This window comes from Gordonia sp. 852002-50395_SCH5434458 (genome assembly GCF_001665905.1).
GTDB classification, from domain to species: domain Bacteria; phylum Actinomycetota; class Actinomycetes; order Mycobacteriales; family Mycobacteriaceae; genus Gordonia; species Gordonia jacobaea.
This window is the reverse complement of the sequence record NZ_LZTC01000090.1, coordinates 45,628-71,985: the sequence shown is the minus strand read 5'-3', so window position 1 is coordinate 71,985 and position 26,358 is coordinate 45,628. Positions and strand designations below refer to the sequence as shown.

The following is a 26,358-nucleotide window of genomic DNA, read 5'->3' as shown; positions in this document are numbered from 1 at the left end:
CTTCGTGTGGACGAAACCGGTCGAGGAGATTCTCAAGAAAGCTCAACCGAAAACCAACTAACGAAACGCGACACTAGCGTCAGCAGCACAACGTGTATGCCCGCTGCGGTGATGAGCGCGACCCGTTGCCGACGAATGCTCATCGCGAGGAGATAGGCGACGATGAGCCCGGTGACGGCGTATCCCGTCAGCACGTCGAACTCGGTGAAGAGGAAGTAGTTCACGGTGCCGTCGATGAAGAGCAGGATGGCGCGCCAGTAGTACTTGCCGGGCCACCTGTGCCCGCGTCTGGCCGCGGAGCGTTGCTGGATGGCGAGCCCGACGCCGAACATGATGGTGAGCAATCCCAAGAACTTGCCCTGGGTGATCTGCTGCAGCACGGACTGCACGGTGCCCCAGGTGCCCGACGCCTCGTTGGCGCCCAGGATGTAGCCGATCAGGCCGTCGACATTGGTGAAGATCCAGATGTTCGTGCCGAGGGTTCCCAGGATTGCGATGCCGCGCAGGACGTCGAGGGAGACGTGTCGTCGTGTGTCGCCCATGCTGTGCTCCAGTCGTCGGAGTAGGTGATACGAGTGTGCTACCAAGGCTTAGTGGCTTAGCTAACACGAGTGAGCTAGCATAAGTCAATGCCCAAGCTGATCGACCACACCGAGAGGCGCTCCGAAATAGCTGAGGCGCTATGGCGGATTGCGTTGCGGGAAGGGGTATCTGGCGTTTCGATTCGCGAGGTTGCCGCCGAGGCGGGCATCTCTGCGGGTTCGCTGCGTCATGTATTCGCCGACAAGGAGGAGTTGCTCGAATTCTCCATGCGGTTGATCTACGACCGCGTCGCGGCACGGATTCAGGATCGGGCACGCATCCGCGATCCGCTGCGCCGTGCCGATGCCATCCTGGCCGAGCTACTGCCGTTCGACGACAATCGGCGCGTCGAGATGCATGTGAACCTCGCGATGGTGACGGAGTCTGTGGCCCATCCCGGCCTGGCGACTGCGGCGGTGGAGGCACACGAGGGTCTGCGCGCACTCTGCGTGCGGGTGCTCTCAGATCTGCGCGAACATGGTCTCGTCGACAGCGATCGCGATCTGGACGCTGAAGCCCTACGACTGCACGCCCTCATCGATGGCCTCGCCATGCACCTCCTGCTCGCGGGCACCGATTCCCGAGATCAGACCCGCGCCGCGGTGAGCGAGCATCTCGCCTCGCTCAAGCACCCGCAAACGCCCTGAGGCGTGGCGAGGCGGCCCTGCACGGCACCCCTGTGACCAGTCGTTTTGTCCTGACGCGAGTCGATACGCTAGAGTCAGCGTTCGGTTCTGGTGCTGTTCGCGGCGCCCGGATCACGAGCAATCCCCCATAGCTCAATTGGCAGAGCATTCGACTGTTAATCGAACGGTTACTGGTTCGAGTCCAGTTGGGGGAGCAGAGTTAGAGCAGGTCAGGCCCGGTATCCGCCGGGCCTTTCTTGTTTTTGGGGCCATAACCCCCTTTTTTGTCCCCCGGCACCGCGGGATTCGACCAAAGACCCTGGCACCGGCGTTGTGCTCGTTCTAACGTAGATCGCGACCAAGCTTCCGTCGAAGCGCGACGGAACTGTCGAGGAGGTCAACGCCATGTCAGCGCATTCACCGCTCTTCTACGTCCTTCCCGGTCTGGCAATCGCAATGGGACTCATCTTCGCCGCGGCAGGTATCGGCGACATCGCCAACTACGGTGGCGGGGTCGCCGCATGGCTGTACACGATCTTCGGCTTGGCGGTCGTGGTCGTCGGGGCCGGCGTGGTCGCAGTCGGCAAGGGCGGTTCGTCGGAGTAGCGTCCCGCCCGGCGGGAATTTTGCGGGTGTCCGATTTGCTAGTATGGACATAGTCAATGCTGACACCCGGACGAGGCGCGCCGTACCCGGCCAGCGACAAGACGGCGCTCGGAGGTTCGACGTCTCGTGTCGTGGATCGTGTTGATCATTTCTGGTGTGCTGGAAGCTGTCTGGGCTACTGCTCTCGGCAAGTCCCAGGGGTTCACCCAAATTGTTCCCACAATTACTTTTGCCGTTGCGCTGATCGGATCGATGGCCGGTCTGGCTTATGCGTTGCGGGAGTTGCCAACTGGCACCGCTTACGCGATCTGGGTGGGCATCGGTGCCGCGCTGACAGTCACATACGCGATGGTGACCGGCGCGGAATCGGCGTCACTTGTCAAGGCGGGCTTGATCTTTCTCATCATCGTCGCAGTGGTCGGGCTCAAGCTCGCCCACTGAGTGCTGGTCCGCCCAGCTGGGTGCCGACGCTCGGCGAAGGAAATCACTAGCCTCGGGTTCATGGCGATGAACAAAGAAGAACGGCAAGCATTTCTCGCGCAGCCGCACATCGGCGCGCTCTCGATAGAGGCGGGTGCCGACCGCGCGCCTCTGGTGGTGCCGATCTGGTACCAGTACAGTCCCGGCGGCGACCTGTGGTTTCTGACAGGTGCGGAGTCACGCAAGATCTCGCTACTGCGTGCTGCGGGGCGCTGCACGGTGATGGCCGAGGTGCTGTCTCCGACGATCGCGTACGCCGCGGCGTCGGGTCCGGTGATCGATATCGTCGACGGAACCAAGGACGATCTCACCGAGATGGCCGCGCGGTATCTGCCTGCCGACAAAGTCGCGGGCTACGTCGAGTTCGCCTCCTCCGAGCACGGTTCACAAACGAAAGTCGTTGTGCGGCCGCAGCAGTGGGTCGCTTCAGACCTGGGTTCGATCTGAGTCGGTCGTACCCCAGATGCCGCTTTGTTCGAGGTGGTGCGTCAAACGTGCTGCGCCATCGATGAACTGGCGACGCGTCTGCACCACTGCCTCGTCGATGTCGCCCGACCGGTAGGCGTCGACCAGCCGTTCATGGCTGTCGACCGCCGTGTGGCCCCACTCGGGGTCGTTGGCATAGAGCCGCGCCGGTGTGTAACGAGTGGCCGCGAGGAGGAACCATGCCAACTTCGTGCCTCCCGCGATGACGTTGTGCGCGCGGTGGAATTCGAACTCGGCCTCGATGACGCCGTCGTCGTCGCCACTCGCGACAGCCGCGCGCAGTCGTCGTGTCCACCACTGCAATTCGTCGAGATCGTCGGATGTCACGGCGGCTGCGGTGCGCAGCGCGATCCGCACCGCGATCTCGCCCTGCAACCAGAACAGGTCGTCGACGTCGACGCGGTCCAGCGTGCCCACACGGTATCCACGGTGCGGCTCGAGGTCGACCATGCCCTCGCCACGCAGGGTCAGCAGCGCCTCGCGCACGGGGGTCACGCTGACACCCAACTCGGCCGCGACGTCGTCGAGTCTGATGAACTCACCCGGCCTGATGTCGGCCGTCATGATGCGGTGTCGCAGGTGTGCGGCGACCTCTTCGGACAGTTGAGGGCGCCGAGGAATCCGCCGCGGCGCCCTCGACCCGTCAGAGTCCGAAGGTCTTGCCGATGATGTCGCGCTGGATCTCATTCGTGCCACCGTAGACCGTCGAGATGATCGCACCACGCATCAAGCGCTCGGCGTCGAATTCCGTTGCGTAGCCGTAGCCGCCCATCATCTGCATGGCATCGATGGTCATGCGCTTGGAGGTTTCGGTGGCTTTGAGTTTCGCCATCGACGCCTCGCGGGGGAAGAGTTTTGTGGGGTTGTCGTCCGCGAGTTGAGCCACCGAATAGACGAGTTGCTTGGTGCACTCGATCTCGGTCGCGAGATCGGCCATGCGATGCCGCAGAACCTGGAACGACCCGATGGGACGTCCGAACTGTTTGCGCTCGGTGATGAACGCCAGGGTGTCGGCGAATGAGCGCTCGGCCACACCGAGTTGCATCGCTGCGAGGATGAGTCGCTCGGTGTTGAGTCCGGCCATCAGTTGATTCCAGCCATTGCCGACCTCGCCGACGACCGCGGAGTCGGGCACCCGACAGTCTGTGAAGTAGAGATCGTTGACCTCGCGACCGCCGAGCGTGTCGATGCCCTTGATCTCCAAACCCGGTGTGTTGGCGGGGATGTGGAACTGCGTGATTCCCTCGTGCTTCTTGCCGGTGGTCGACGTACGGGCAATCAGCAAGATCGATCGCGCGAAGTGCGCATTGGAGCACCAGGTCTTCTGTCCGTTGATGACCCACCCGCCGTCGACCTTCTCGGCACGGCAGGTGAGGTTGGCGACGTCGGAACCCGCCTCGGGCTCTGACATCGAGATCGAGAGCGCGTCACCGTTGACGACGCCGGTCAGGACTTCCTTCTTGAGCTGGTCGTCGGCGAACCGGTTGTAGGCCAGGGCGGTGATGAAGGTGGGGCCGATCCCGCCGATGGGTGCCATGCCACGCATCGCTTCTTCGAGCAGGATGCACATCTCGACGTTGCCCGCGCCCGACCCGCCGTAGGTTTCGGGCAGCATGATGCCGGCCCAGCCGAGGTCGGCCATCTTCTGGTAGAGCTCGCGCGAGTGCAGCTCCGTCCCGTCCTTGGTGTAGCGATTGCGCTGGTCGCGGGTCCCGACCTCGCGCTGGCAGAAATCGGCGACCGACGTTGCGAATGCGCGCTGTTCTTCAGTGAAGTTCACTGCTGTCCTCTCGATTGGCGAAGCCTGTAGGCGACCTGGCCAAGATCATATATGTGATATGTCGGGCCGTGGTCTGGACCACACATTCGATGGCTAGATTGGTTGCCATGCCCAAATCGCGTATCCCGTCCGACGACGGCGTGCAGACCGACGTGGCGCGCACGTCGGGCGCCGACGTTTCGCCGCTCGACGGCGATGAGTTCCTCGCGGCGAATCGCAGTAGGCGTGAGCAGTTGCGCGCCGAGGCCGCCGACCGGGTGCCGCGCAAACTCGACACCACGAAGACCGGCGGCGCGCGAGCCGATGCAGAGGAGGCCGCCGGACGAGTGAAGCGACCGGTTCGTGGACGGGTACTCGTCGGAGTGCTGGCAGCGCTCGTGGTGGTTCTCGCGATCTCGACCGGAGTTCTCGCGTACCTGTACGCGCAGGCAGATCGCCGAGTGTCCGACGCCGGACCGTCGGATGCCGATCGCACAACGGTCCTCGACACCGCGCGTCGCTACGCCGTCGAGCTGACCACCTACGATCCCGCCGACTACGGCGATCTCGATCGTCGAATCACGCAGATATCCACCCCGGAGTTCGGTAAGACCTACATCGCGTCGTCGCAGGATGCGCGCAAGGGCAACGCGAACGCCAAGGGAGTGTCGACGGCGAAGGCGCAGCGTGCGGGGATCGAATCGATGACTGCCGACCGTGCGGTGGTCCTCGTGGCTTTGGATCAGACGGTGAAGTCGTCGGAGATCGCCGCGCAGGTTCCCGACGGCATCCCGTACCAATCGCGTGTCGAGATCACGCTCGCCAAGCGGAACGGCACGTGGTTGCTCGACGATCTGGCGACCGTCTGACATCAGGCAGCCAGCACGTCAGCGCTGCTGTGGGCCCTGCTGGGGGCCTTCGAGAATGGCGCAGCCGATCGCGGTGACCTGCTCGGCGGTTGGTGGGCGGCGTAGTCGAAGCAGATCCGAGATGGCGTTCAGTGCCGCGTGCACGAGGAAGCGGGCCTGTCCACGACTGATCGCGTCGCCACGGTCGCGCGTGACCCACGCGGCCCACTCGTCGACGTTGGCGCGCTGCTGGCGTCGCAACGCACTGCGCTCCGACGGGGCCAGGTGTCCGATCTCGCTCAGGTATACCGTCACAAGTGCGGTGTCGCGCACGAAGAGTCGTACGTAGCGGGCAACGAGCGACTCGAGCGCTGCGCGGCTGGTCGTCGACGCCGCGAGTGCGTCGGAAGTGGCGGCACTGACGCGGTCGGACGCTCGCCAGAATGCAGCCGACAGTATCGCGGACTTGCTCTCGAAGTGGCGGTAGACGCCGGATGTGGGAACGCCTGCGGCAGCGGCGATCTCGTCGATCGTGACCTCTCGGAAGCCTCGTGCGGAGAAGAGCGAAATCGATTCGGTGAGTATGAGCTCGCGTTTCGACGCCGGCGCCAGCCCGGACGGCGGGCGCTGGACCGAGGCGTCGACGGCGAGCAGCGGCGCGACGTCGGCCAGTGAGAGCGCGGTTGCGACGAGTAGTCGGCGAATGTCGCGGTCTGCCAAGGCGGTCCGATGTGTGGTCGGACTTGCCACGACACTGATCATCGCCGCGACGAGAAGGTCTGCGTGTGGGCGGGGGATGTTCGGCCGTGCATCGAGAAGCGCTGCGCGGATTCGCCGATGCTGTTCCATTAGAACGACTTTCACCTTCGTGGCGTCATCGCCGTCGAGGTAGCGCTGATCCCAGCGGTAGAGGCCGCCGGTCCTGCGGTGGTCGATGGCCGACTGTGCGAGAGCGGTCAGTGCCGACTCGAGATCGCTCTGCGATGTCTCGAGCGCCTCGGCCAGCACGTCGGCGAGCAGTCCGGTGGCCTCGGCGAAGAGTGCGTATTTCGTCGGGAAGTGGCGGTAGAGCGCGGGGGCGGAGATGCCCACGAGGTCGGCGATCTCCTCGAGGCGCACCGCGTGGTATCCGCGGTCGCTGAACTCCTGTGCCGCGGTACGCAGAATCAGCGCTCGGCGGTCGGCGGGGCGTCGACGTGGCGGTCCGTCGATGTGTGTCGGAGGGTGGTCAGTCGAGGGCTGACTGCTCATCGGTCCAGAGTAGAGCGAGAGCGCCTTTGTCAGAGAACAAATTGATGAATCGTCTAAAACGTGTGGTAGCGGCGTCGTACGAGTTAGCTAAGTTAATCGCGATTCCTGTGGTCTACATCTCATCGGCATGTATGGTGGCGGCATGATCACGCGACCGGCGAGCGATGGGGTGGGCTGTGTCTGACAATCGGGCGACCGGGTCTGACAGTCGGGTGACTGGTGGCGCAGGGTCTGACGCCTCGATCGCTACCGGAATCAGGACCGAGGTCGACGATCGGGGGATCGCCCGCGTCACGATCGATCGTCCGGAACGGATGAACGCGCTCAACGGAGACGCCTCGAGCGCGCTGATCGACTTCCTCACCATCCGATGCTCCGCGGACGACATACGCGCGGTGATCATCGACGGCGCCGGGGGACACTTCAGCACCGGCGCCGATATTCGCGACATCGCTGCCCGGGCGTCGGAGAACGGCGGCATCGACGAGCGGAGTGCGGCATCCGTGATCGGCGGAGGGTCGGCGTTGGCTCGTGCCGTGCGCTCTGTCGAAGTCCCGGTTGTCGCGTCCGTCGACGGCGCCGCGGTCGGGATCGGTGCATCGCTGGCGTTCGCCTCCGACCTCATCTTCGCCACCCGACGTTCCTACTTTCTTCTGGCATTCACCAACATCGGACTCATGCCCGACGGCGGCGCGACCGCGACGGTGTCGGCCGCGATCGGTCGGGCGCGCGCCAACCGGCTGGTCCTTCTCGGTGAAAAGTTGCCTGCGCCAGAAGCATTCGACGCCGGCCTGATCAGCGGACTCGTCGACGACAGAACCGCGCTCGACGCCGAGATCGCCGGTGTCGCCAAGCGATTCGCGCAGAGTTCGACGCAGGCGTTGCGTCTGGCGAAAGCCGCGCTCGACGCCAACACGCTCGCGGGATTCGAGTCGGCCCTCGAACGGGAGACCAGTGGACAGACTCGACTGCTGCAATCTGATGAATTCCACGCGGCCATAGCCGCATTCACCACCGCACGCCGACAGTGACGTTGCGAACCAACGTCGAGAAATCCAAGGAGAGTTCCATGACCGCGACCGTCGCCTCGGGCCAAGACCTCAACACAGAACCGCTGCGGTCTCGCCGCAACCACTGGAACAACCAGGTCCGCAGGCATGCGCTGATGCAGCCAGACGCTCCCGCGCTCAAGTTCCTGGGTGAGACGACGACGTGGAAGCAACTCGACGAGCGCACCACTGCGTTCGCGGCGGCGCTGAGTCGTCGCGGCGTCGGTTTCGGCGACAGGGTGCTGATGATCCTGCTTAACCGCACCGAATACGTCGAAGCGATCCTGGGGGCCAACATCATTGGTGCCATCCCGGTGCCGGTGAACGTGCGGATGAGTCCCGCCGAGGTCGCCTACCTGGTGACCGACAGCGGTGCGCGAACGATCGTCACCGAGACGTTGCTCGCCCCACTCGCCGACGCGGTTGTCGCCGCAACAGGAGACGTCGATCAGGTGATCGTGGTGGGCGGCTCCGACAACACCGCCCACATCGACTACGCCGATCTCATCGCCGAAGACGCGTCCGACCTCCCGGAGATCGACATTCCGGAAGAGACCGTCGCGCTGATCATGTACACGTCGGGCACCACGGGAAAACCCAAGGGCGCCATGCTGACTCACACGAACATGCAGTCGCAGGCACTCACCTGCCTGCAGGCGCTGCACACCAGCCGTGACGACATCGGTGCCGGTGTTGCGCCGATGTTCCACATCGCCGGTATCGGAGCGATGGCGCCGCTGTTCTACATGGGCGCGACGTCGGTCATCCATCCGCTCGGCGCGTTCGACCCCGACCAGATGCTCGACATGTGCGAACGCGAGGCCATCACGTCGATCTTCCTGGTGCCCGCCCAGTGGCAGGCGGTTTGCGCGGCGCAGCAGGCACAACCACGCGACGTGAAGTTCCGCGTGATCAGTTGGGGTGCGGAACCCGCCTCGGACACCGTGCTGAACGCGATGAACGAGACGTTTCCCGACGCGCTCAACGTCGCGGTTTTCGGACAGACCGAAATGTCGCCCATCACTTGCGTTCTCGACGGCGCCGACGCGCTGCGCAAGATCGGGTCGATCGGCAAGGTGGTTCCGGCGGTCACCGCGCGCGTCGTCGACCCGATGATGAACGACGTCGCCGACGGCGAGGTCGGGGAGATCGTGTACCGCGGGTCGAACATGATGCTCGGGTATTGGCAGAACCCGCAGGGCACACAGGATGCGTTCCGCGGGGGCTGGTTCCACTCCGGCGACCTCGTGCGTCGCGACGACGAGGGTTTCCTCTACGTGGTCGACCGGGCGAAGGACATGATCATCTCGGGCGGCGAGAACATCTATTGCGCCGAGGTCGAGAACGTCCTCTACGGCCACCCGAGGATTGCCGAGGCGGCTGTGATCGGACGGGCCGATCCCAAGTGGGGTGAGGTGCCGGTCGCCGTGGTGGTGACGGTCGACGGCGCCGACCTCACCCTCGAGGAGATGGGGCCGTACCTCGACGAGAACCTGGCGCGGTTCAAGCAGCCCAAGGACATCGTTCTCGTCGAAGAACTACCTCGCAACGCGGGTGGCAAGGTCGTCAAGCCGCGTCTGCGCGAGAGCTACGGCAGCAAAGACGAGGGTCTGGCCAACTGATCTCGCCACAAAAGTAGAACACGTTCCATTTCCGACGAAAAGTGACTATCGTCTCAGTAGGGACGCCAGGCCGTGCCGGCACCAACGGCACGCTGCGCGTGTACGACAACAAGCGGAGGACATGAATGAAGACCAAGGGTGCGTTGCTGCGAGAACTGAACTCGCCGTGGGAGATCGAAGAAATTGAGATCGGCGAGCCCAGGGCGCACGAGATCAAGATCCGGATGGAAGCCGCCGGGATGTGCCACTCCGACCATCACCTGATGACCGGTGGTATCCCGCTGGGCGGCTTCCCGATTCTCGGCGGTCACGAGGGTGCGGGTGTCATCGAGGAACTCGGCGAGGGTGTCACCGATTTCGAGGTCGGCGACCACGTGGTCCTGTCCTTCATCCCGTCCTGCGGCAAGTGTCCGTCGTGTCGGTCGGGGCTGGCGAACCTGTGCGACCTCGGCGCGCTGCTCCTCCAGGGAGAAGCGGTGTCGGACCACACCTTCCGTATTCACACCGCGAAGGGTGAGAACGTCTATCCGATGACGCTGCTCGGTACCTTCTCGCCGTACATGGTGGTGCATGAGGCATCGGTGGTGAAGATCGACAACGACATCCCATTCGAGGTGGCGGCTCTCGTCGGTTGTGGCATTCCCACCGGCTACGGGTCGTCGACGCGTAGTGGCGATGTCCGACCGGGCGAAGACGTCGCGATCGTCGGTGTCGGCGGCGTCGGAACCGCGGCACTGCAGGGTGCGATGATCGCGGGAGCGCGCAACATCTTCGCGATCGACCCGGTCGAGTGGAAGCGTGAGCAAGCACTGAAATTCGGTGCGACGGCAGCGTTTGCGTCGATCGACGAGGCTGCGGGAGCGATTGCCGAGACCACACACGGAGCGATGTGCCGCAAGGTCATCGTGACGGTCGGAGAGGTACACGGCAAGGATGTCGACAGTTGGATGGGCATCACCGCCAAGGCGGGCACCTGCGTGCTGACCGGCATGGGCAACATGCTCGACACCGAGGTGACGCTCAATCTGTCGATGCTCACCCTGTTGCAGAAGAACCTGCAGGGCAGCATCTTTGGCGGTGCGAACCCCAAGCTCGATATCCCGCAACTGCTTTCGATGTACAAGATCGGCAAACTCAACATCGACGACATGATCACCCGGCAGTACCGGCTTGATCAGATCAACCAGGGCTACCAGGACATGCTCGACGGCAAGAACATTCGCGGAGTCATCCGCTACACCGACGAGGATCACTGATCGTCGTCTACCGGTAACGTAGGTCCCCGTGAGTGTTCTCGAGGCCCTCGATTCCTGGCCGGTCGACAATGTCGCCGCGGCAATCGTCACTCCCGAGGGGGTCGTCGCACACGGGGACACCGCCCGCATCTACGAGCTCGCCTCGGTCACCAAACTCCTGGTGGCCGAGGCGGTTCTCGTTGCGGTCGAGGAGGGCGCCGTCGAACTCGACGACCCGGCCGGGCCGCCCGGTGCGACCATCGCTCATCTCCTCGCGCACGCGTCGGGACTCGCCTTCGACAAGCGAGAGGTCGAGGCGCCGGTGGGGGAGAAGCGGATTTACTCGAGCGCCGGGTTCGAGGTGCTTGCCGAGACCGTCGAGGCCGCAACGGAGATTGCATTCGCCGACTACCTCGCCGAGGGAGTCTGTGCGCCACTGGGACTCTCGTCGACGACGCTCGACGGACCTGCCGGCCACGGAGCACGATCGAGCGTCGACGATCTTGCCGTTTTCGCTGCCGAACTACTGCAACCACGCCTGCTCTCGTCGGACCTCGCCGACTCGGCGCATTCGGTGTGGTTTCCGGGTATCGACGGCTTCGTGCCCGGCTACGGCAAGCACAAGCCGAACGATTGGGGCCTCGGATTCGAGATCCGCTCGCACAAGTCGCCGCATTGGACGGGAACACGTAACTCGCCGTCGACGTTCGGGCACTTCGGACAGTCGGGAACCTATCTCTGGGTCGATCCGGAGCTCGCCGCGGCCTGCGTCGTGTTGACGGACCGGCCGTTCGGAGCCTGGGCGAAGCCGCTGTGGACCGAGTTCAACGACGCCGTCGTCGACACTCTCGTCGCGGACGATTGACAACGGGCGGGCCGGTGAATCAGTAATTCACACCAATCACCTTCGGAAACTAGCGCAACACGTACAACATCAGGCACAATAAACAACACGAGTGTGATATCCGCTGTCGCGAGGTGTGTTGGGGAAGACGTTCCTCGTCGACAACGGAGGTGAACAAGGTGCGCAACCTGAATCAGTTTGCGGACATGACGACCGGAGTGGTGTACATCCACTCAGCGCAGGCTGCGCTGTGCCCGCATGTGGAGTGGGCTCTGTCGTCGACCCTTAATGCGCGGGCCAACCTGAAGTGGTCCGCGCAGGATGCCGAACCCGGCATGCAACGGGCAACCGTTGACTGGACGGGTCCGGTAGGTACTGCTGCGCGGCTGGCGAATGCGCTGCGCGAGTGGTCGTCGCTGCGCTTCGAGGTGACCGAGAATGCCAGCGAGGGCGTCGACGGCGAGCGGTTCAGTTATGTTCCGGGACTTGGCTTGTGGCGCGGATCGACGAGCGCCAACGGCGACGTGATCATCGGCGAGATGCAACTGCGCTCGCTGATCGAGGCCCAGCCGGACAGCGCTGGGCTCGCGGGCGAGCTCGAAGCTGCGCTCGGTACCGCATGGGACGGCGCTCTCGAGGCGTACCGCATGGGCGGCGCGGGCGCCGAGGTGACCTGGCTGACGCAACGCGTCGGTTGAACCACATCGGAGTTGGTGACCAACCTCCGATCACCGACCCGACACACTGATTCGGCCCCGGCAGAGTACTGCCGGGGCCGAATCGCGTAGGTGAGCGAGGGAGCGGTAGCGACCGATGCGGCCCGCAAAGTTGTCGGGCCGACCCCGGTCTGGACTGACGAGGAGCGAGGGAGCGTAGCGACCGGTACGCGTTGATTCGGGCACACGACGGAGCGAGGGAGCGAAGCGACCGATGCGGTAGCCAGCGTTGTCGGGCCGACCCCGGTCTGGACTGACGAGGAGCGAGGGAGCGAAGCGACCGATGCGACGAGGAGGGAAGACCGGGGACTAAGGCCCGACAACCAGCGGCGACGGAGTCGCCGCCAATCACAAAGGTATGTTCTTATGCCTCCCGCGCCGCGCGGGGGCGGACGCGAGTGCTTCGGCGATGATGCTGCGGGTTTTGGCGGGGTCGATGACCTCGTCGACGACGCCGATCGATTGTGCCCGGTCGAGTCCGCCCGCGATCTGTTCGTGTTCGACGGCGAGGCGCTCGTGGAGTGCGTCGCGTTCGTCGTCTGGCGCGGCGGCGAGTGCTTTCTTGTGGAGGATGCCGACGGCGGCTTTGGCGCCCATGACGGCGACTTCGGAGCCGGGCCAGGCGAATACGGCGGTCGCGCCGAGTGAGCGTGAGTTCATCGCGATGTAGGCGCCGCCGTAGATCTTGCGGGTCACCAGGGTCACGCGGGGCACGGTGCATTCGGCGAAGGCGTGCAACAGTTTTGCGCCGCGTCGAACAACGCCGTTCCACTCCTGGTCGACGCCGGGCAGGTAGCCGGGGACGTCGGTGATGACGATGAGTGGGATGCCGAAGGCGTCGCAGAGGCGCACGAAACGCGCGGCCTTCTCGGCGCTTTCGGAGTTCAGGCAGCCACCCATGCGCAGTGGGTTGTTGGCGACGACGCCGACGCTGCGGCCGGAGAGTCGGCCGAAGCCGATGACGATGTTGGGAGCCCACTTCGCTTGCAGCTCTTCGAAACTCGACACTTCGGTCTCACCGTCGGCGGCGAGTTGTGTGTCGAGGAGTTTCGCGACGATGGGGTGGACGTCGTAGGCGCGTCGTGGAGATTCGGGTAGCAGGGCCTGCAGGTCGGAGTCGCCTGCTTCTGCCTGCTCTCGGTTGAAGTGGCCCTGTTTGCCGAACGTCGAGACGAGTCGTCGTGCGCGCCAATACGCGTCGGGTTCGGAGTCGGCGGTGATGTGGCTGACGCCGGACTTCTTGCCGTGGGTGTGCGGTCCGCCGAGCGACTCCATGTCGACGGACTCGCCGGTCACGCTGCGGACGACGTCGGGACCGGTCACGAAGACACGTCCGGCGGGGGCCATGATCACGACGTCGGTCAGTGCGGGCCCGTATGCCGCGCCGCCTGCCGCGAAGCCGACGACCACGGAGATCTGCGGGATGTAGCCGGAGGCCCTCACCATCGCCTCGAACACTCCGCCGACGGCGTGTAGTGCTTCGACACCTTCGGCGAGGCGAGCTCCGCCCGAGTGCCAGATTCCGACGACCGGGGCCTGCTCGGCGATCGCGGTGTCGATGGCGTTGACGATGTGTGCGCACCCGACGATGCCCATCGCGCCGCCCATGACGGTCCCGTCGGTGCAGTAGGCGACGGTGCGCACGCCTTGAACGAGTCCGATCGCAGCCTGCACACCCGAGGAGTCACGCGGGTGGAGGAGCGTGAGGGCGCCCTCATCGAAGAAGTTGGTCAGTCGCAGCATCGGATCGCGGGGATCGACCGCGTCCTCGTGGCCGGTGATGGGGGCCAGTGTGGTCATCGCTGTCTCCTACTGCTGCGTTGCGAGTTGGGGAGGTGTGGTGGCGCCGACCGCGACGTCGACCATCCGGTGTCAGGTGATACATCGGAGACGTCGACGTCGCGGTCAGTAGCACTGACCGGTCGGGGTGCTACTCAGTAGCGACCGATGGCCAATGCCACGTTGTGTCCACCGAATCCGAACGAGTTGTTCAGGGCGTAATCGATCTGCCCATACCGCGACTCGCCGTGCACGACGTCGATGTCGCCGCACTCGGGGTCGAGGTTCTCCAGATTCAGCGTCGGCGGGATCACGCCTTCTTCGACGCTCTTGATGGTCAGCACCGACTCGAGCGCACCGACCGCGCCGATCGAGTGACCGAGAGCGGACTTGGGCGCGTAGATGGCGGCGTGATTGCCGATCGCCGCCGCGATACCCGCTGCCTCGGCGGTGTCGCCGATGGGGGTCGAGGTGGCGTGAGCGTTGATGTGGGTGATGTCGGAGGGCTGCAGGCCCGCCGTCTGGATAGCGCGGGTCATCGCCCGCGCGTTGCCCTGACCACTCGGATCAGGTGCGACCAGATGGAAGCCATCCGACGTGATACCCGCACCGAGGATGCGCGCGTGGATATGCGCACCGCGTGCTTTGGCGTGCTCTTCGCGTTCGATGATCAGCATGGCTGCGGCCTCACCGAAGACGAAGCCGTCGCGATCCTTGTCGAACGGGCGCGAAGCGCCTGCCGGGTCGTCGTTGCGGGTGCTCATCGCGCGCATCATCGAGAACGCCGCGATCGGGATCGCATCGATGTGTCCTTCGACGCCGCCGGCAACCACCATGTCGGCCTCGCCGAGCACGATGTGACGCCATGCGTGGGCGATCGCCTCAGCACCCGACGAGCACGCCGAGACCGGGGTGATGACGCCCGCACGGGCACCGATGTTGAGTCCGACGACCGCCGCGGGACCGTTCGGCATGGCCATCGAGACGGCCAGCGGCGACACCTTGCGGTAGTTGCCGGACTGTTCGATCGCCTTGACGGCGTCGACCATCGCGTCACCGCCACCCTGTCCGGTGCCGATCACAACGGCCAACCGGTCGGGATCGACCTCGGGCTCGCCCGCCTGCGCCCAGAGGCGCTTGCTCATGACGTGGGCGACGCGCTCGACGTACGCCATGCGGCGTGCCTCGATCCGGGTCACCTCTTCCGCGGGGTCCTTGACCATGCGGCCACCGACGCGGCAGGGGAGCTCACCGTACTTCGTGACGAAGTCGTCGGTCAGCTCACGAATGCCGGTTTCGCCTGCGAGAAGACCCTTCCAGGTCGAATCGAGGTCCTCACCGAGCGATGTCGAAGCAACCATCGACGTGACCACCACGCTGGGGAAGTTGCCCCCCAGCGTGGAGTAATCGCGGAGCGATGAGGTCACGAGCCGGCTTTCTGATCGGACGCGACCTGTGCCTGGATCGCGGCCGCAGCCTCGGGGTTCTCTGCTTCGAGCTTCTGGATGTACGAGACGGCGTCGCCGACGGTACGCAGGCCCGCGAGGTCCTCGTCGGGGATCTTCACGCCGTACTTGTCCTCGGTCTGCACGGCGATTTCCACCATCGACAGCGAGTCGATGTCGAGATCGTCGACGAACGACTTCTCCATGGTCACCTCGGACGGCTCGATGCCGGTGACCTCTTCGATGATCTCGGCGATGCCGGCGATGAGTTGTTCCTGGGTGGCAGCCACTGTGTGGTTCCCTTCGTTGTGCTTGTGAATGTGAACTCCGGAACATCGCTGGCGCGTGGCCACTGATGTTTGGACAACCGGTTCATCCGGTTTCCGGGGGTCGCGGATGAGCGCGACCGCTATCCAAGCTTGTCGACCTTCTCGGTCAGGTTTTCTCGGTCAGATCTTTTCGATGTCGGCGGGGACCTTGAGCGCCACCGAACCGACGCCCTTGAGTTCGCGTTTGGCGATCCCGACCAGCGTTCCGGCCGGCGTCAGCTCGATGATGCTGTCGGTGCCCGCGTCGCGCATGTAGGCCGAGCAGAGATCCCAGCGGACAGGTGAGGTGACCTGCTCGACGAGTTTGCTCAGGGCTTCTGTGCCCGTCGTGACGGGCTGGCCGTCGGAGTTGGACAGCAACGTGCGCGTGGGGTCGGCGGGGGTGATCGACGCGGCCGCCTGCGCGACGGCGTCGCGAGCCGGTGCCATGAAGCGCGTGTGGAAGGCGCCCGCGACAGCCAGTTTGCGGGTGCGTGCCTTCTCGGGCGGATTGGCGATGAGTTCGTCGATCGCTGCGACGTCACCGGCTGCGACGATCTGGCCGACGGCGTTGCGGTTCGCCGGGACCAGATCGAGCTCGTCGAGACGTGCGAGGACTTCCTGCTCGTCGCCTCCGAGGACGGCGGCCATCGTGGTCGGCTGCAGCGAGCATGCCTTGGCCATCTGGGCGCCGCGCACGGCGGCGAGCGTAACGGCCTCGTCGAAGGTGATCACACCGGTGATGGCTGCCGCGGTGAGCTCGCCGACGGAGTGGCCCGCGACGACAGCATCGTCGGGTAGCTCGTGGTTCTTGGCGTACTCGTTGAACGCCAGAAGCGCACTCGCCACGACGAGCGGCTGGGTGACCGCGGTGTCGGTAATCTCGTCGGCAGTTGCGGTCGTCCCGAGCCGTTCGAGGTCGAGTCCCGCGAGTTTGGACCAGATGGCCAGCTGGTCACGCGCGCCGGGAAGCTCTAGCCAAGGAGCGAGCATGCCGGGTGTCTGTGAGCCCTGTCCGGGCGCTAGCAAGGAAAGCACGTGACCAGAGAACACCCTCTGGCGTGAATTTGTGGGTGTTGAGGTCGATGAACCTTCACGAGAGTTTTTGTGGAGTTCCCACAATGGTGACCTCAGTGGCTACCCCATCGTCACCACTCTGAGATTCGTTACACAAATGTGCCCAAAACGCGTCTGCCTGCGAAAACGGTACGGAGGTCTTGTTAACGATGTTTCTCATGTGGCTCGTGACGATGATTCGTTCTTGAAGTGTGTCAAACGTCCTACTGTGGCGGCGATTCGTAGGACATAGCCATCTCGGGAGTGTGTTGGATCACGTCCGGTCAATTCGGCGACCTTCTTGAGGCGATAGCGAACAGTATTTGGATGAATGAACAGTTCGCGTGCGCACGCCTCCACGGAGCCGCCGGTGTCGAGATAGGTCTCGAGGGTCGTCGCCAACGTGGGCCCGCCCTTGGCGAGTGGCCGAACGAGGGTATCGATGAGTGCCGTGGTCGCCGACGGATCTCCATTCAGCGCGCGCTCCGGGAGTAATTCGACGCTGTGTACCGGACGCGGGGCGTTCGGCCAGCCGTCGACGGCGGCCATCGCGGCCATTGCCTCGTTGGCGCTCGCGTGGGCGGCGGTCAGATTGGGCATTGTCGGTCCTATGACGACCGGGGCGTCGGCGAAGTGATCGAGGAGCGCGCCGCTGAAGGCGTCGCTCGTCGCGATCGGTCCGCTGACGATGGCCACCAGCATCGACCCCTGCACGACCGACAGTGCGGCGCGGTCGTGCTGTTTGGCCGTGTTGTGGATGGCGAGCGGCACCGACACGTTCTGTTCCGGCGGGGGCGCTCCGATAATCACGGTCGCAGGCGCATCCGAGTCCCAGTTCAGGGCTGCCGCGCGCGACATCAACTGAGGTCCGCTGTCGCCGCGGACCACGGCGTCGACGACGAGCGCTTCAAGGCGCGAATCCCAGGCTCCGCGCGATTCCGCGGCCGACGCGTAGATCGACGCCGCGGCGAATCCGATCTCACGGCCGTAGCGCAGCACCGATTCGGTCAGGGCACGTAGTTGTGTGTCGTTGCGCGCGAGCAACGGCAGCCACTTCTCGAAGAACTCCATGGCGACGCGAACCATCTCGACCGTCTGAAGCAGCGAGATGCGTCGTGCGAGGTCTTGGGGAACCACCTGGAACGCCTGAACGGTGAACTTGACGTTGCCCTCGGGGTCTTGAATCCACTCCACGAAGTTCACGACGGCGGTCTGGACGACCAACTGCACGCTCGCGCGCTGTGCGGCGTCGAGGTCGGAGAAGTACGGCAGCTGATCGGCCATCGAATGCACGGCCTCGGTCGCCAGTCGGCCGCTGTACTGCTTGACGCGGCGCAACAGTGTGTCGGGCAGTGCGTCGTGAACGGTTGCCGGTGCGGGCACATGAGCGCCCCGCGCGCCGAAGACATCGACGGGCGGGGGCGTCATGTTGGGCTCGGACACACCCTCAATGTAGTCGGGCTCGATGGGCTCAGGGTCCGACTATCGGGCGGACCCGAGGAGAGGACCCTGAGACGACGACCCTGAGACTACGCTGGCCCGACGTTCCTACGCGCTGCCGGTATCGGCGTAGGACACCTCGGCGGCGTTGACGTCGGTGATCCGATACTTCTCCGCCGCCTGAGCCGCCGTGGTGAACGGGATGTTCCCGTCGCGCGCCAAGCCGACCAGGGTTGCGACGACGATCGACTCGGCGTCGACGTTGAACACCCGGCGTGCAGCGGGACGGGTGTCGGAGAATCCGAAACCGTCTGTGCCGAGCGTCAGATAGGTCCCCGGCACATATGCGCGGATCTGTTCCTGGACGCCGCGCATGTAGTCGCTGACCGCGATCGACGGGCCGACGGTCTGCGCGAGTACCTCGGTCAGATAGGGCTCGGGGTGTGTCACGCCCGGTTCGCGCACGGCGGCGCGGTCGAACGAGATCCCGTCACGAGCCAGCTCGCCCCACGAGGTGACCGAGTAGACGTTCGCTCCGACGCCCCAGTCGTCGGCGAGTATCGCCGCGGCCTTCAACGCGTCGGGCATCGTCACGCCGGAGACGAGGATGTTGGCGTAGAGCTGCTTGTCCGACGGCGCCTGCTGGTAGAGGTACATGCCCTTGAGCAGGCCCGCGACGTCGAGGTTTTCCGGCTGCGCGGGCTGGCTGATCGGCTCGTTGTACACGGTGAGGTAGTAGTAGATGTTCTCCGGCTCGTCGCCGTACATGCGACGCAGCCCGTCCTGGACGATGTGCGCGAGCTCGTAAGCGAACGCGGGGTCGTAGGACACGACAGCGGGATTGGTTGCCGCGAGCAGCGGCGAGTGGCCGTCGGCGTGCTGGAGACCTTCACCGGTCAGCGTGGTGCGGCCGGCGGTCGCGCCGATGACGAAGCCGCGTGCCATCTGGTCGGCCGCAGCCCAGAAGCTGTCGCCGGTGCGCTGGAAGCCGAACATCGAATAGAAGATGTAGAGCGGAATCATCGGCTCGCCATGGGTGGCGTACGACGTCCCGACCGCAGTGAACGAAGCGGCCGATCCGGCTTCGTTGATGCCCTCGTGGAGGATTTGTCCCTGCGCGCTCTCTTTGTAGGCGAGCATCAACTCGGCGTCGACCGAGGTGTAGAGCTGCCCGTTGCGGTTGTAGATCTTGAGGGTCGGGAACCAGGAGTCCATGCCGAATGTGCGCGCCTCGTCGGGGATGATCGGCACGATCCGCTTGCCGACCTCCTTGTCGCGCAACAGTTCTTTGAAGACGCGCACCAGTGCCATCGTCGTCGCGACCTGCTGTTTGCCCGACCCCTTTGCCGTCGCTTTGATCGCGCCACTGAGATCGGGTTTGAGTGCTTTCGACGCCGAGCTGCGGGCCGGGAGGAAGCCGCCGAGCTGCTTGCGACGATCGAGCATGTACTGGATCTCCGGCGCATCCATCCCCGGGTGGTAGTAGGGCGGCAGGTAGGGATCCTTCTCGAGTTCGGCGTCGCTGACCGGGATGCGCACGGAATCGCGGAACGCCTTGAGGTCGTCGAGGGTCAGCTTCTTCATCTGGTGCGTCGCGTTGCGACCTTCGAAGTGCTTGCCGAGGGTGTAGCCCTTGATGGTGTGCGCGAGGATCACCGTCGGCTGACCCTTGTGGGCGAGCGCTGCGGCATAGGCCGCGTGGATCTTGCGGTAGTCGTGACCGCCGCGGCGGAGGCGCCAGATCTCCGCGTCGGACATGTCCTTGACGAGTTCCTTGGTGCGCGGATCGCGATTGAAGAAGTGCTCGCGAACGAAGGCGCCGTCGTTGGCCTTGTAGGTCTGGAAGTCGCCGTCTGGCGTGGTGTTCATGAGGTTGACCAGCGCGCCGTCGCGGTCGGCATGCAGGAGGGCATCCCACTCGCGACCCCAGATCACCTTGATGACGTTCCACCCGGCCCCACGGAAGAACGACTCGAGTTCTTGGATGATCTTTCCGTTGCCGCGGACCGGTCCGTCGAGACGCTGCAGGTTGCAGTTGATGACAAAGGTCAGGTTGTCGAGAGCCTCGGTTGCGGCGAAGCTGGCGAATCCGCGTGACTCCGTCTCGTCCATCTCGCCGTCGCCGAGGAACGCCCACACGTGCTGGTCGGAGGTGTCCTTGATACCCCGGTCATGCAGGTAGTGGTTGAATCGCGCCTGGTAGATCGCATTCATCGGGCCGAGGCCCATCGAGACCGTCGGGAACTGCCAGAACTCCGGCATCAACCGCGGATGCGGGTATGAGGGCAGGCCGCCGCCCTCGCCTGCGTGGCTGTGTTCCTGACGGAACCCGTCCATGCGGTCGGCGCTGATCCGACCTTCGAGGAATGCGCGCGCATAGATTCCGGGAGACGCGTGGCCCTGGATGAAGATCTGGTCGCCGCCGCCCGAGTGATCGGTGCCGCGGAAGAAGTGGTTGAAGCCGACCTCGTAGAGCGCTGCCGATGACGCATAGGTGGAGATGTGCCCGCCGACGCCGACGCCGGGCCGCTGCGCCCGGTGAACCATGATCGCGGCGTTCCAGCGGAGGAAGTTGCGGAACCGACGTTCGACGTCCTCGTCGCCGGGGAACCACGGCTCACCCTCGGTGGAGATCGTGTTGACGTAGTCGGTCGAGGTCAGCGATGGGATGGCGACCCGCTTCTCGCCCGCGCGCTCGAGGAGACGCAGCATCAGATACCGAGCGCGTTGGGGCCCTTCGGATTCCACGAGCTTGTCGAAGGACTCGAGCCACTCGCTGGTCTCCTCCGGATCGATGTCGGGCAGATACGACGCCACGCCCTCACGGATGACGCGTACTCGCTGGCTCTGCTGGCTGCCGACCTGATTCGACGCGGCAGTATTTTTCGACGCGTCTGCGGTCCCGCTTCCAACGTCGGTGTTTCCGGTGTTGGTGCTGGCTGCCTGTTCGGTCACGGTGATGCCCACTCCCTCGTTTGGCCTGGGCACGGTGGTGCCCGGCATGACGACAATTCGGCGACGGGTCGCGTTGGTGTGTGGACTCCGTCGTCCATCCATATCGTGCCCCATGTCACGTCGCTTGGCACCGGTCTGGACGGTCTTGCCCGGGATCGTCGATCCCGCCTGCGGTAGCGTTTCGGTGTTTGGTGCCAGATATGGGCAACGGCCGTCGGGGAAACAGCCGTGGGGGAGACATGACAAGAGGACTGCGCTGCCGTGCAACGGGCACGCGTCTGATGCTGCTCGCTGCGGCACTCACGACGTTCACGCTGCAGGGCTGTTCCGCAGTCGGGGGTAGCGCAAGTCCCGCACCGGGAGAGGCTGCGGCCTATCGATCTGATGTGTCGACGTCCCGTCAGGCGCAGTCGCTGAGGGCCGGAGCGGAACTCTGCGAGGCGTCGACGAAGTCGATGGTCGTGATGCTGCGCGGGTACAACGCGTTCGTCGCGCGGCTCAACGAGGTGCAGTCCTACGACAAGGTTGGCGACCTTGGAGACAAAGCCCGAGCCGCGATGATCGCGGGCACCGACATGGTCAAGCCCAAACAGACAGCCGAGGTTCCCAGTGACCTCGGGACCGTCGTCGCATCATTCGTGACCAGCAGCAGCGCGCTGGGCGATGTGATCGGCCGCCGGCAGACCGCCGAGTTGAACACAGCGTCGACCCGCTGGACGGGTGACAGGCGAACGGTGCTCGACGTCTGCCGCGCCTACCTTCCAACGCCTCCCGCGACATCGGCGACCGCGGCGCCGCAGTCGAGCCCTGGCTCATCGGCACCTGGCCCGTCGGCACCGGCCACATCGTCGCCGCGGCCGACGGGCTGACGGGTGCAGGATGATGGCCTGGTCCTCCGTTTGGCCCATCCCTGGTTTGGGTGATGTCCTCCGTTCGGCTGGTGTCGGAGTTCGTGTCGCTAGTTGGCGCGCGGAGTGTCCTCGTGTTGCACTGAGGTCCACTACGCTGTCTCGTAAGCTGAGAAGCGATGAAATCTGAAAACGTACCGGTAGGAGGTCGACACGCGGTGGTAGCCGCCACAGGGAGCAATGGCTCCGAGGGCAGCGGGGGCAGTGGCTCCGAGGGCAGCAACGCCCAGAAACTCGGGTTCGCGCCCGGAATGATGGTGCAGGAACTCGGTTGGGACGAGGACACCGACGACAATCTGCGCGCCGACATCGAGGACGCGATCGACGCCGAGATGCTCGACGAGGACGCGATCGACGTGGTCGACGTCGTATGGCTGTGGTGGCGCGACGACGACGGTGATCTCGTCGATCGCCTCATGGACGCCATCACACCGCTCGCCGACGACGGATACGTCTGGGTCGTGTCACCCAAGACCGGCAACCCCGGGTATGTCGATCCCAGTGAGATCGCCGAGGCCGCTCCGACGGCCGGGCTCACACAGACCAACGTCGTGAGTTTGGGTGAATGGTCGGGTTCACGCCTGGTGCAGCCGAAGGCGCGGTCCGGAAAGCGGGCATGAGCGACGACTCGACCTCCGAGGTCGATTCGGTTGCTCGCGCCACCGATGTGGCGACGACCGATGTTGTTCCAACCCAGCCGCAGGCCGTGTTGTCAGTCGGCGACGTCGCACCCGACTTCGAGCTGCGTGATCAGAACAATCAGCGGGTGAGCCTCTCGCGGTTGCTCGAAGAGCGTCAGGTGCTCATCGTGTTCTTTCCGCTCGCCTTCACTGGAACATGTCAGGGAGAGCTTGGTTTCATTCGCGACCACTACCATCGGTTCATCAACGATGAGGTTGCGACAGTTGCTGTTTCGATCGGACCGCCGCCCACACACAAGGTGTGGTCGTCGGCGCAGGGTTTCCTCTTCCCGATTCTCTCCGACTTCTGGCCGCACGGTGAGGTCGCGCGCAGCTACGGGGTGTTCGACGAGAGCCGTGGCTTCGCCCAGCGCGGGACATTTCTCGTCGGACGTGACGGCCGGATCGTCTTTCGCGACGTCGTCGGGCCCGGTGAGGCGCGGACCGAAACCCACTGGGAGATCGCGCTCGCCGCGGCAGCTACACAGTGAGCGGCGCCGAGTGACTTTGCGGACGGGCGTTACCCGCCGGAGCGTGGAACCACAGAACGCAGGACGACGATAGATCGCGCCCGGACGTGACATGTCGAGCCGACGATCGACGACGACGCGTCGGGTGCGAACGTGTCGACCACGACGTCCCACTTCTGTTGTGCGAGAACAGGTGCCAGCACGAAGTCGACGCCCCGCCACCACGAGTTCAGCAGGATGACGAAATCGTTGGCCGCCAGAAGCGTACGGGCGCCGGCCGATTGCGGTGGCCTGAGCGACCATGCGACGCTGCGCGCAGCCTGGTCCTGCCAGTCGTCGTCGGACATGGGTGTGCCGTCCGGGGTGAACCAGTCGGGTGCGTCGGAGAGTTCGACCGCCGGCCGGCACAGGGCGCTGTGACGCAGGCGTAGTGAGATGAGACTGCTGGTGAATGCGACGAGCGCGTCGTCGCCCGAGGTCCAGTCGAACCAACTGATCTCGTTGTCCTGGCAGTAGGGGTTGTTGTTTCCGCGTTGCGTGCGGCCCCGTTCGTCGCCGCCGAGCAGCATCGGCGTGCCCGCAGAGAGCAGCAGCGTCGTGAGCATGGCGCGCATCTGACGTCGACGTAGCGCGATGATGGCCTCGTCGTCGGTTGGCCCTTCGGTTCCGCAGTTCCACGACCGATTGTCGTCGGTGCCGTCCGAATTGTGGGAACCGTTGTCCGCGTTGTGTTTGCGCTCGTAGGACACGAGATCGTGCAGTGTGAAACCGTCGTGGGACGTCACATAGTTGATCGACGCCGCGCGGCGTCGGATGACCGTCGCAGGATTGTGACGACGGCCCCCGAAGATGTCGGCCGAGCCGGTCAGGCGTCGTGCCATCGGTGCGAGCAGGCCTTCGTGGCTGCGCCAGAAGTCGCGGACGCTGTCGCGGTAGCGGTCGTTCCACTCGCCCCATTCCGGACCGAATGCGCCGAGTTGATGACTGTCGTTTCGACCGACGTCCCAGGGTTCGGCGATCAGCCGCACCCGCGACAGCACGTCGTCCTGGCCGAGTACGCGAAGGAAGGTTGCGGTGGGGTCGAAAGGTCCACCACCCCAATCGTTTCGGGTGCTGTCGGTGCCCTGGCGCGCAAGGGTGGGCGCGAGGTCGAAGCGAAATCCGTCGACGCCCAGCGACGCCCAGTAGCGCAGGGAGTCGGTGACCATGCGCAGCGTCGTCGGATGCGCCACCGCAACGGAATTGCCGCATCCGGTGGTGTCGACGTACGAGCCGTCGTCCGGGTCGAGCACGTAATACGCGCGATTGTTGAGGCCGCGGTGGCACAGTGTGGGGCCGGAGTCGTCGCCTTCTGCGGTGTGGTTGTAGACGACATCGAGGATCACCTCGATCCCGGCGCCGTGCAGAGCATCGACCATGTGGCGGAACTCAGCGACGGAATCCTCACCCCGGCCGGCGCGGTCGGCGGCGCTGTAGGCGTTGTGCGGGGCGAAGAAGCCGATGGTGTTGTAACCCCAGTAGTTCGTCAGGTGCCGTTGGGCGAGTTCGCGTTCGGACACGCTGCGATGCACCGGAAGCAGCTCGACGGCGTTCACCCCGAGCGATGTCAGGTAGTCGAGTGCGGCCGGGTGTGCGAGTCCGGCGAATGTGCCTCGGAGCTCGGCGGGAATGTCGGGGTGGGACTGCGTGAACCCGCGGACGTGCACCTCGTAGATCACCAGCTCCGACGCCGGTCGGCGCGGGCCCGGTGTGGCGGCGGTCCGGGCTACCGCCGGTTGCTCGACGACGACGCTGCGCGGTACGAACGGTGCGGAGTCGAGCGCGCTGGGACGTGAGGGGTCGTCGACGTCGTGGTCGAGGAGCGCGTCGCAGTACTCGATGTCGCCGACGATGCGTCGGGCGTAGGGATCGAGGAGGAGTTTGGCCGGGTTGTAGCGCCGACCGCGCTCGGGTGCGAAGGGGCCGTCGACCCTGAATCCGTATCGGGTTCCGGCACGCACGCCGTCGACGACGCCGTGCCACACGTCGATCTCGCGCCCTGGAAGCAGCAGTCGGGTCTCGGCGCCGGCGTCGTCGAAGAGACAGAGCCACACCGCATCTCCGCCCGAACTGACGGCGAAATTGGTTCCGCGTTCGGTGACGGTCGCTCCGAGGATCGACGGATCTCCGGGGGAGATGGTCCCGGTCATCAACGTCCCTTCTCGTCGGTGAGGGCGGCGAGACGATCACGTCTCGGCGATCGCGCGACGCCGAAGGTGACGATACGGGAGCAAAGCGGTTGCGGCAGCCGTGCCGACTGGGCGGGTGCCTCTGGTAGACCGGAGAGATGAGTGCTCCCCTCATCGAACTGAATTCAGGCATCGAGATCCCTCAGCTCGGACTGGGGGTGTGGCAGTCGACTCCGGAGGAGGCGCAGCGCGCCGTCCGATTCGCGATCGACGAGGCCCGCTATCGACACATCGACACGGCTGCGGCCTACGGCAACGAGTCGGGCGTCGGCGAGGGCATTGCCTCCGCGTCGGTGCTGCGCTCGGAGGTGTTCGTCACGACGAAGCTCTGGAACTCCGATCACGGATACGACCGCGCTCTCGCGGCGATCGACACCAGTCTGCGCGCGCTCGGAACCGACTACGTCGACCTGTACCTGATCCACTGGCCGCTGCAGGATCGCGACCGACTGCTGCGCACCTGGGACGCAATGGAGAAGATCCTTGCCGACGGTAAGGCGCACTCGATCGGCGTCTGCAACTTCGAGCCGCATCACCTGCAATGGCTCATCGATCGCGGGGGAGTGCTGCCCGCCGTCGACCAGGTGGAACTGCATCCGCACCTACAACAACGCGAACTGCGGGAGTTCGCGGGGGAGCACGGAATCGCGATCGAGTCGTGGAGCCCGCTCGGCGGAACGTCGGGGTCGGGGTGGGGTCCGAACTCCAAGCCCAACACCGTCTTGACCGACCCGACGATCGGCGACATCGCGACCAAGTACGGACGGTCACCCGCCCAGGTGGTCCTCGCCTGGCACATCAAGCTCGGGCTGATCGTGATCCCGAAATCGGTGCACGACGACCGCATCAAGCAGAACATCGACGTGTTCGATTTCGAACTCGACGACGAGGACATGGCTCGGATCGCCGCTCTCGACGACGGTCAGCGGGTGGGCATACACCCGGACGAGATGAACCTGGGCGCGCCCGACTGATCGCGGCGACG

The 26,358-nt window shown here is 64.9% G+C and carries 24 protein-coding genes, 1 tRNA gene, 1 pseudogene and 1 riboswitch; of the genes and pseudogenes, 15 read left to right on the top strand and 11 right to left on the bottom strand.

Annotation, left to right across the window (positions count from 1 at the left end; genetic code table 11):
- Window positions 1-71 precede the first annotated feature (71 nt).
- Window positions 72-542 (bottom strand): annotated as a pseudogene (locus tag A5785_RS19265) (DUF418 domain-containing protein); the annotation flags it as partial.
- An 87-nt stretch (window positions 543-629) separates the two neighbouring features.
- Between A5785_RS19265 and A5785_RS19260 the strand changes: the two are divergent.
- The 5 genes from A5785_RS19260 to A5785_RS19240 all read left to right on the top strand — a co-directional run bounded on the left by A5785_RS19260 (window position 630) and on the right by A5785_RS19240 (window position 2,741).
- On the top strand, window positions 630-1,229 hold the full coding sequence (locus tag A5785_RS19260) for a TetR/AcrR family transcriptional regulator (protein ID WP_064868012.1): 600 nt from the start codon (window positions 630-632) through the stop codon (window positions 1,227-1,229).
- 121 nt (window positions 1,230-1,350) lie between these two features.
- Window positions 1,351-1,423 (top strand) — tRNA-Asn (locus A5785_RS19255).
- A gap of 190 nt (window positions 1,424-1,613) precedes the next feature.
- Entirely contained in the window at window positions 1,614-1,814 is a 201-nt protein-coding gene (locus A5785_RS19250) for a hypothetical protein (RefSeq protein WP_049698322.1), read from the top strand.
- Between the two features lie 47 nt (window positions 1,815-1,861).
- Window positions 1,862-1,925: riboswitch (guanidine-III (ykkC-III) riboswitch) on the top strand.
- 15 nt (window positions 1,926-1,940) lie between these two features.
- The gene (locus A5785_RS19245) at window positions 1,941-2,255 is read left to right on the top strand and encodes a DMT family transporter (protein ID WP_049698321.1); all 315 of its coding nucleotides are present in this window, start codon (window positions 1,941-1,943) and stop codon (window positions 2,253-2,255) included.
- Window positions 2,256-2,315: 60 nt separating this feature from the next.
- The gene (locus tag A5785_RS19240) at window positions 2,316-2,741 is read left to right on the top strand and encodes a pyridoxamine 5'-phosphate oxidase family protein (RefSeq protein ID WP_064868010.1); all 426 of its coding nucleotides are present in this window, start codon (window positions 2,316-2,318) and stop codon (window positions 2,739-2,741) included.
- Here A5785_RS19240 and A5785_RS19235 read toward each other — a convergent pair.
- Both A5785_RS19235 and A5785_RS19230 read right to left on the bottom strand, forming a co-directional pair.
- Window positions 2,721-3,467: a GntR family transcriptional regulator gene (locus A5785_RS19235; protein ID WP_082937779.1), complete on the bottom strand. Its 747-nt coding sequence runs from the start codon at window positions 3,465-3,467 to the stop codon at window positions 2,721-2,723. The genes A5785_RS19240 and A5785_RS19235 overlap by 21 nt on opposite strands.
- Window positions 3,424-4,560, bottom strand: coding sequence for an acyl-CoA dehydrogenase family protein (locus tag A5785_RS19230; protein WP_064868005.1), 1,137 nt, complete (start codon window positions 4,558-4,560; stop codon window positions 3,424-3,426). Before A5785_RS19230 ends, A5785_RS19235 begins: the two co-directional genes overlap by 44 nt.
- 107 nt (window positions 4,561-4,667) lie before the next feature.
- Here A5785_RS19230 and A5785_RS19225 point away from each other — a divergent pair, with 107 nt between their 5' ends.
- Window positions 4,668-5,408: a hypothetical protein gene (locus A5785_RS19225; RefSeq protein WP_064868002.1), complete on the top strand. Its 741-nt coding sequence runs from the start codon at window positions 4,668-4,670 to the stop codon at window positions 5,406-5,408.
- 18 nt (window positions 5,409-5,426) lie between these two features.
- On the opposite strand, the gene A5785_RS19220 is transcribed toward A5785_RS19225, so the two are convergent.
- The gene (locus tag A5785_RS19220) at window positions 5,427-6,638 is read right to left on the bottom strand and encodes a TetR/AcrR family transcriptional regulator (protein WP_064867999.1); all 1,212 of its coding nucleotides are present in this window, start codon (window positions 6,636-6,638) and stop codon (window positions 5,427-5,429) included.
- A gap of 254 nt (window positions 6,639-6,892) precedes the next feature.
- Between A5785_RS19220 and A5785_RS19215 the strand changes: the two genes are divergently transcribed.
- The 5 genes from A5785_RS19215 to A5785_RS19195 all read left to right on the top strand — a co-directional run bounded on the left by A5785_RS19215 (window position 6,893) and on the right by A5785_RS19195 (window position 12,086).
- Window positions 6,893-7,669, top strand: a complete 777-nt coding sequence (locus A5785_RS19215) for an enoyl-CoA hydratase-related protein (RefSeq protein WP_442902864.1) — start codon at window positions 6,893-6,895, stop codon at window positions 7,667-7,669.
- Between the two features lie 38 nt (window positions 7,670-7,707).
- Window positions 7,708-9,309 carry a fatty-acid--CoA ligase FadD5 gene (fadD5, locus tag A5785_RS19210; protein WP_064868442.1) on the top strand — a complete coding sequence of 534 codons (1,602 nt, stop codon included), beginning with the start codon at window positions 7,708-7,710 and terminating at the stop codon, window positions 9,307-9,309.
- A gap of 125 nt (window positions 9,310-9,434) precedes the next feature.
- The gene (locus A5785_RS19205) at window positions 9,435-10,565 is read left to right on the top strand and encodes an NDMA-dependent alcohol dehydrogenase (RefSeq protein WP_064868437.1); all 1,131 of its coding nucleotides are present in this window, start codon (window positions 9,435-9,437) and stop codon (window positions 10,563-10,565) included.
- 28 nt (window positions 10,566-10,593) lie between these two features.
- Window positions 10,594-11,409: a serine hydrolase domain-containing protein gene (locus A5785_RS19200; RefSeq protein ID WP_064867990.1), complete on the top strand. Its 816-nt coding sequence runs from the start codon at window positions 10,594-10,596 to the stop codon at window positions 11,407-11,409.
- 158 nt (window positions 11,410-11,567) lie between these two features.
- Window positions 11,568-12,086: a DUF3145 domain-containing protein gene (locus tag A5785_RS19195; protein WP_064868040.1), complete on the top strand. Its 519-nt coding sequence runs from the start codon at window positions 11,568-11,570 to the stop codon at window positions 12,084-12,086.
- 366 nt (window positions 12,087-12,452) lie between these two features.
- Here A5785_RS19195 and A5785_RS19190 read toward each other — a convergent pair whose 3' ends face one another.
- From A5785_RS19190 to aceE, 6 genes are all read right to left on the bottom strand, one after another.
- Window positions 12,453-13,904: an acyl-CoA carboxylase subunit beta gene (locus A5785_RS19190; protein WP_064867987.1), complete on the bottom strand. Its 1,452-nt coding sequence runs from the start codon at window positions 13,902-13,904 to the stop codon at window positions 12,453-12,455.
- 134 nt (window positions 13,905-14,038) lie between these two features.
- On the bottom strand, window positions 14,039-15,310 hold the full coding sequence (locus A5785_RS19185; protein WP_005206423.1) for a KasA/KasB family beta-ketoacyl-ACP synthase: 1,272 nt from the start codon (window positions 15,308-15,310) through the stop codon (window positions 14,039-14,041).
- A complete protein-coding gene (gene acpM / locus A5785_RS19180) occupies window positions 15,307-15,618 on the bottom strand; it encodes a meromycolate extension acyl carrier protein AcpM (RefSeq protein WP_005206424.1) in 312 nt (103 codons plus the stop codon). Before acpM ends, A5785_RS19185 begins: the two co-directional genes overlap by 4 nt.
- Before the next feature lie 159 nt (window positions 15,619-15,777).
- Complete coding sequence (locus tag A5785_RS19175; protein ID WP_064868037.1) at window positions 15,778-16,674, bottom strand: ACP S-malonyltransferase; 897 nt, start codon at window positions 16,672-16,674, stop codon at window positions 15,778-15,780.
- Between the two features lie 195 nt (window positions 16,675-16,869).
- Window positions 16,870-18,120 carry a PucR family transcriptional regulator gene (locus A5785_RS19170; RefSeq protein ID WP_197494428.1) on the bottom strand — a complete coding sequence of 417 codons (1,251 nt, stop codon included), beginning with the start codon at window positions 18,118-18,120 and terminating at the stop codon, window positions 16,870-16,872.
- 120 nt (window positions 18,121-18,240) lie between these two features.
- On the bottom strand, window positions 18,241-21,135 hold the full coding sequence (gene aceE / locus A5785_RS19165; protein ID WP_064867981.1) for a pyruvate dehydrogenase (acetyl-transferring), homodimeric type: 2,895 nt from the start codon (window positions 21,133-21,135) through the stop codon (window positions 18,241-18,243).
- Between the two features lie 191 nt (window positions 21,136-21,326).
- Here aceE and A5785_RS19160 point away from each other — a divergent pair, with 191 nt between their 5' ends.
- The 3 genes from A5785_RS19160 (at window position 21,327) to A5785_RS19150 (ending at window position 23,166) form a co-directional block, all read left to right on the top strand.
- Entirely contained in the window at window positions 21,327-21,956 is a 630-nt protein-coding gene (locus tag A5785_RS19160; RefSeq protein ID WP_064867978.1) for a hypothetical protein, read from the top strand.
- A gap of 197 nt (window positions 21,957-22,153) precedes the next feature.
- Window positions 22,154-22,615, top strand: coding sequence for a DUF3052 domain-containing protein (locus A5785_RS19155; RefSeq protein ID WP_064867975.1), 462 nt, complete (start codon window positions 22,154-22,156; stop codon window positions 22,613-22,615).
- Window positions 22,612-23,166 carry a redoxin domain-containing protein gene (locus A5785_RS19150; protein ID WP_269449550.1) on the top strand — a complete coding sequence of 185 codons (555 nt, stop codon included), beginning with the start codon at window positions 22,612-22,614 and terminating at the stop codon, window positions 23,164-23,166. The genes A5785_RS19155 and A5785_RS19150 overlap by 4 nt, the downstream gene beginning before the upstream one ends.
- Before the next feature lie 29 nt (window positions 23,167-23,195).
- Here A5785_RS19150 and glgX read toward each other — a convergent pair whose 3' ends face one another.
- A complete protein-coding gene (gene glgX / locus A5785_RS19145; protein ID WP_064867972.1) occupies window positions 23,196-25,334 on the bottom strand; it encodes a glycogen debranching protein GlgX in 2,139 nt (712 codons plus the stop codon).
- 137 nt (window positions 25,335-25,471) lie between these two features.
- Here glgX and A5785_RS19140 point away from each other — a divergent pair, with 137 nt between their 5' ends.
- Window positions 25,472-26,347 carry an aldo/keto reductase gene (locus A5785_RS19140; protein WP_064867969.1) on the top strand — a complete coding sequence of 292 codons (876 nt, stop codon included), beginning with the start codon at window positions 25,472-25,474 and terminating at the stop codon, window positions 26,345-26,347.
- Window positions 26,348-26,358: the final 11 nt, after the last annotated feature.

Bases quoted from the DNA above. Each gene is read 5' to 3' on its own strand.
- A5785_RS19260 (WP_064868012.1), top strand. From the start codon at position 630: ATGCCCAAGCTGATCGACCACACCGAGAGGCGCTCCGAAATAGCTGAG.
- A5785_RS19250 (WP_049698322.1), top strand. From the start codon at position 1,614: ATGTCAGCGCATTCACCGCTCTTCTACGTCCTTCCCGGTCTGGCAATC.
- A5785_RS19240 (WP_064868010.1), top strand. From the start codon at position 2,316: ATGGCGATGAACAAAGAAGAACGGCAAGCATTTCTCGCGCAGCCGCAC.
- A5785_RS19235 (WP_082937779.1), bottom strand. From the start codon at position 3,467: ATGAGATCCAGCGCGACATCATCGGCAAGACCTTCGGACTCTGACGGG.
- A5785_RS19225 (WP_064868002.1), top strand. From the start codon at position 4,668: ATGCCCAAATCGCGTATCCCGTCCGACGACGGCGTGCAGACCGACGTG.
- A5785_RS19220 (WP_064867999.1), bottom strand. From the start codon at position 6,638: ATGAGCAGTCAGCCCTCGACTGACCACCCTCCGACACACATCGACGGA.
- fadD5 (WP_064868442.1), top strand. From the start codon at position 7,708: ATGACCGCGACCGTCGCCTCGGGCCAAGACCTCAACACAGAACCGCTG.
- A5785_RS19205 (WP_064868437.1), top strand. From the start codon at position 9,435: ATGAAGACCAAGGGTGCGTTGCTGCGAGAACTGAACTCGCCGTGGGAG.
- A5785_RS19190 (WP_064867987.1), bottom strand. From the start codon at position 13,904: ATGACCACACTGGCCCCCATCACCGGCCACGAGGACGCGGTCGATCCC.
- A5785_RS19170 (WP_197494428.1), bottom strand. From the start codon at position 18,120: ATGACGCCCCCGCCCGTCGATGTCTTCGGCGCGCGGGGCGCTCATGTG.
- aceE (WP_064867981.1), bottom strand. From the start codon at position 21,135: ATGCCGGGCACCACCGTGCCCAGGCCAAACGAGGGAGTGGGCATCACC.
- A5785_RS19160 (WP_064867978.1), top strand. From the start codon at position 21,327: ATGACAAGAGGACTGCGCTGCCGTGCAACGGGCACGCGTCTGATGCTG.
- A5785_RS19150 (WP_269449550.1), top strand. From the start codon at position 22,612: ATGAGCGACGACTCGACCTCCGAGGTCGATTCGGTTGCTCGCGCCACC.
- glgX (WP_064867972.1), bottom strand. From the start codon at position 25,334: ATGACCGGGACCATCTCCCCCGGAGATCCGTCGATCCTCGGAGCGACC.
- A5785_RS19140 (WP_064867969.1), top strand. From the start codon at position 25,472: ATGAGTGCTCCCCTCATCGAACTGAATTCAGGCATCGAGATCCCTCAG.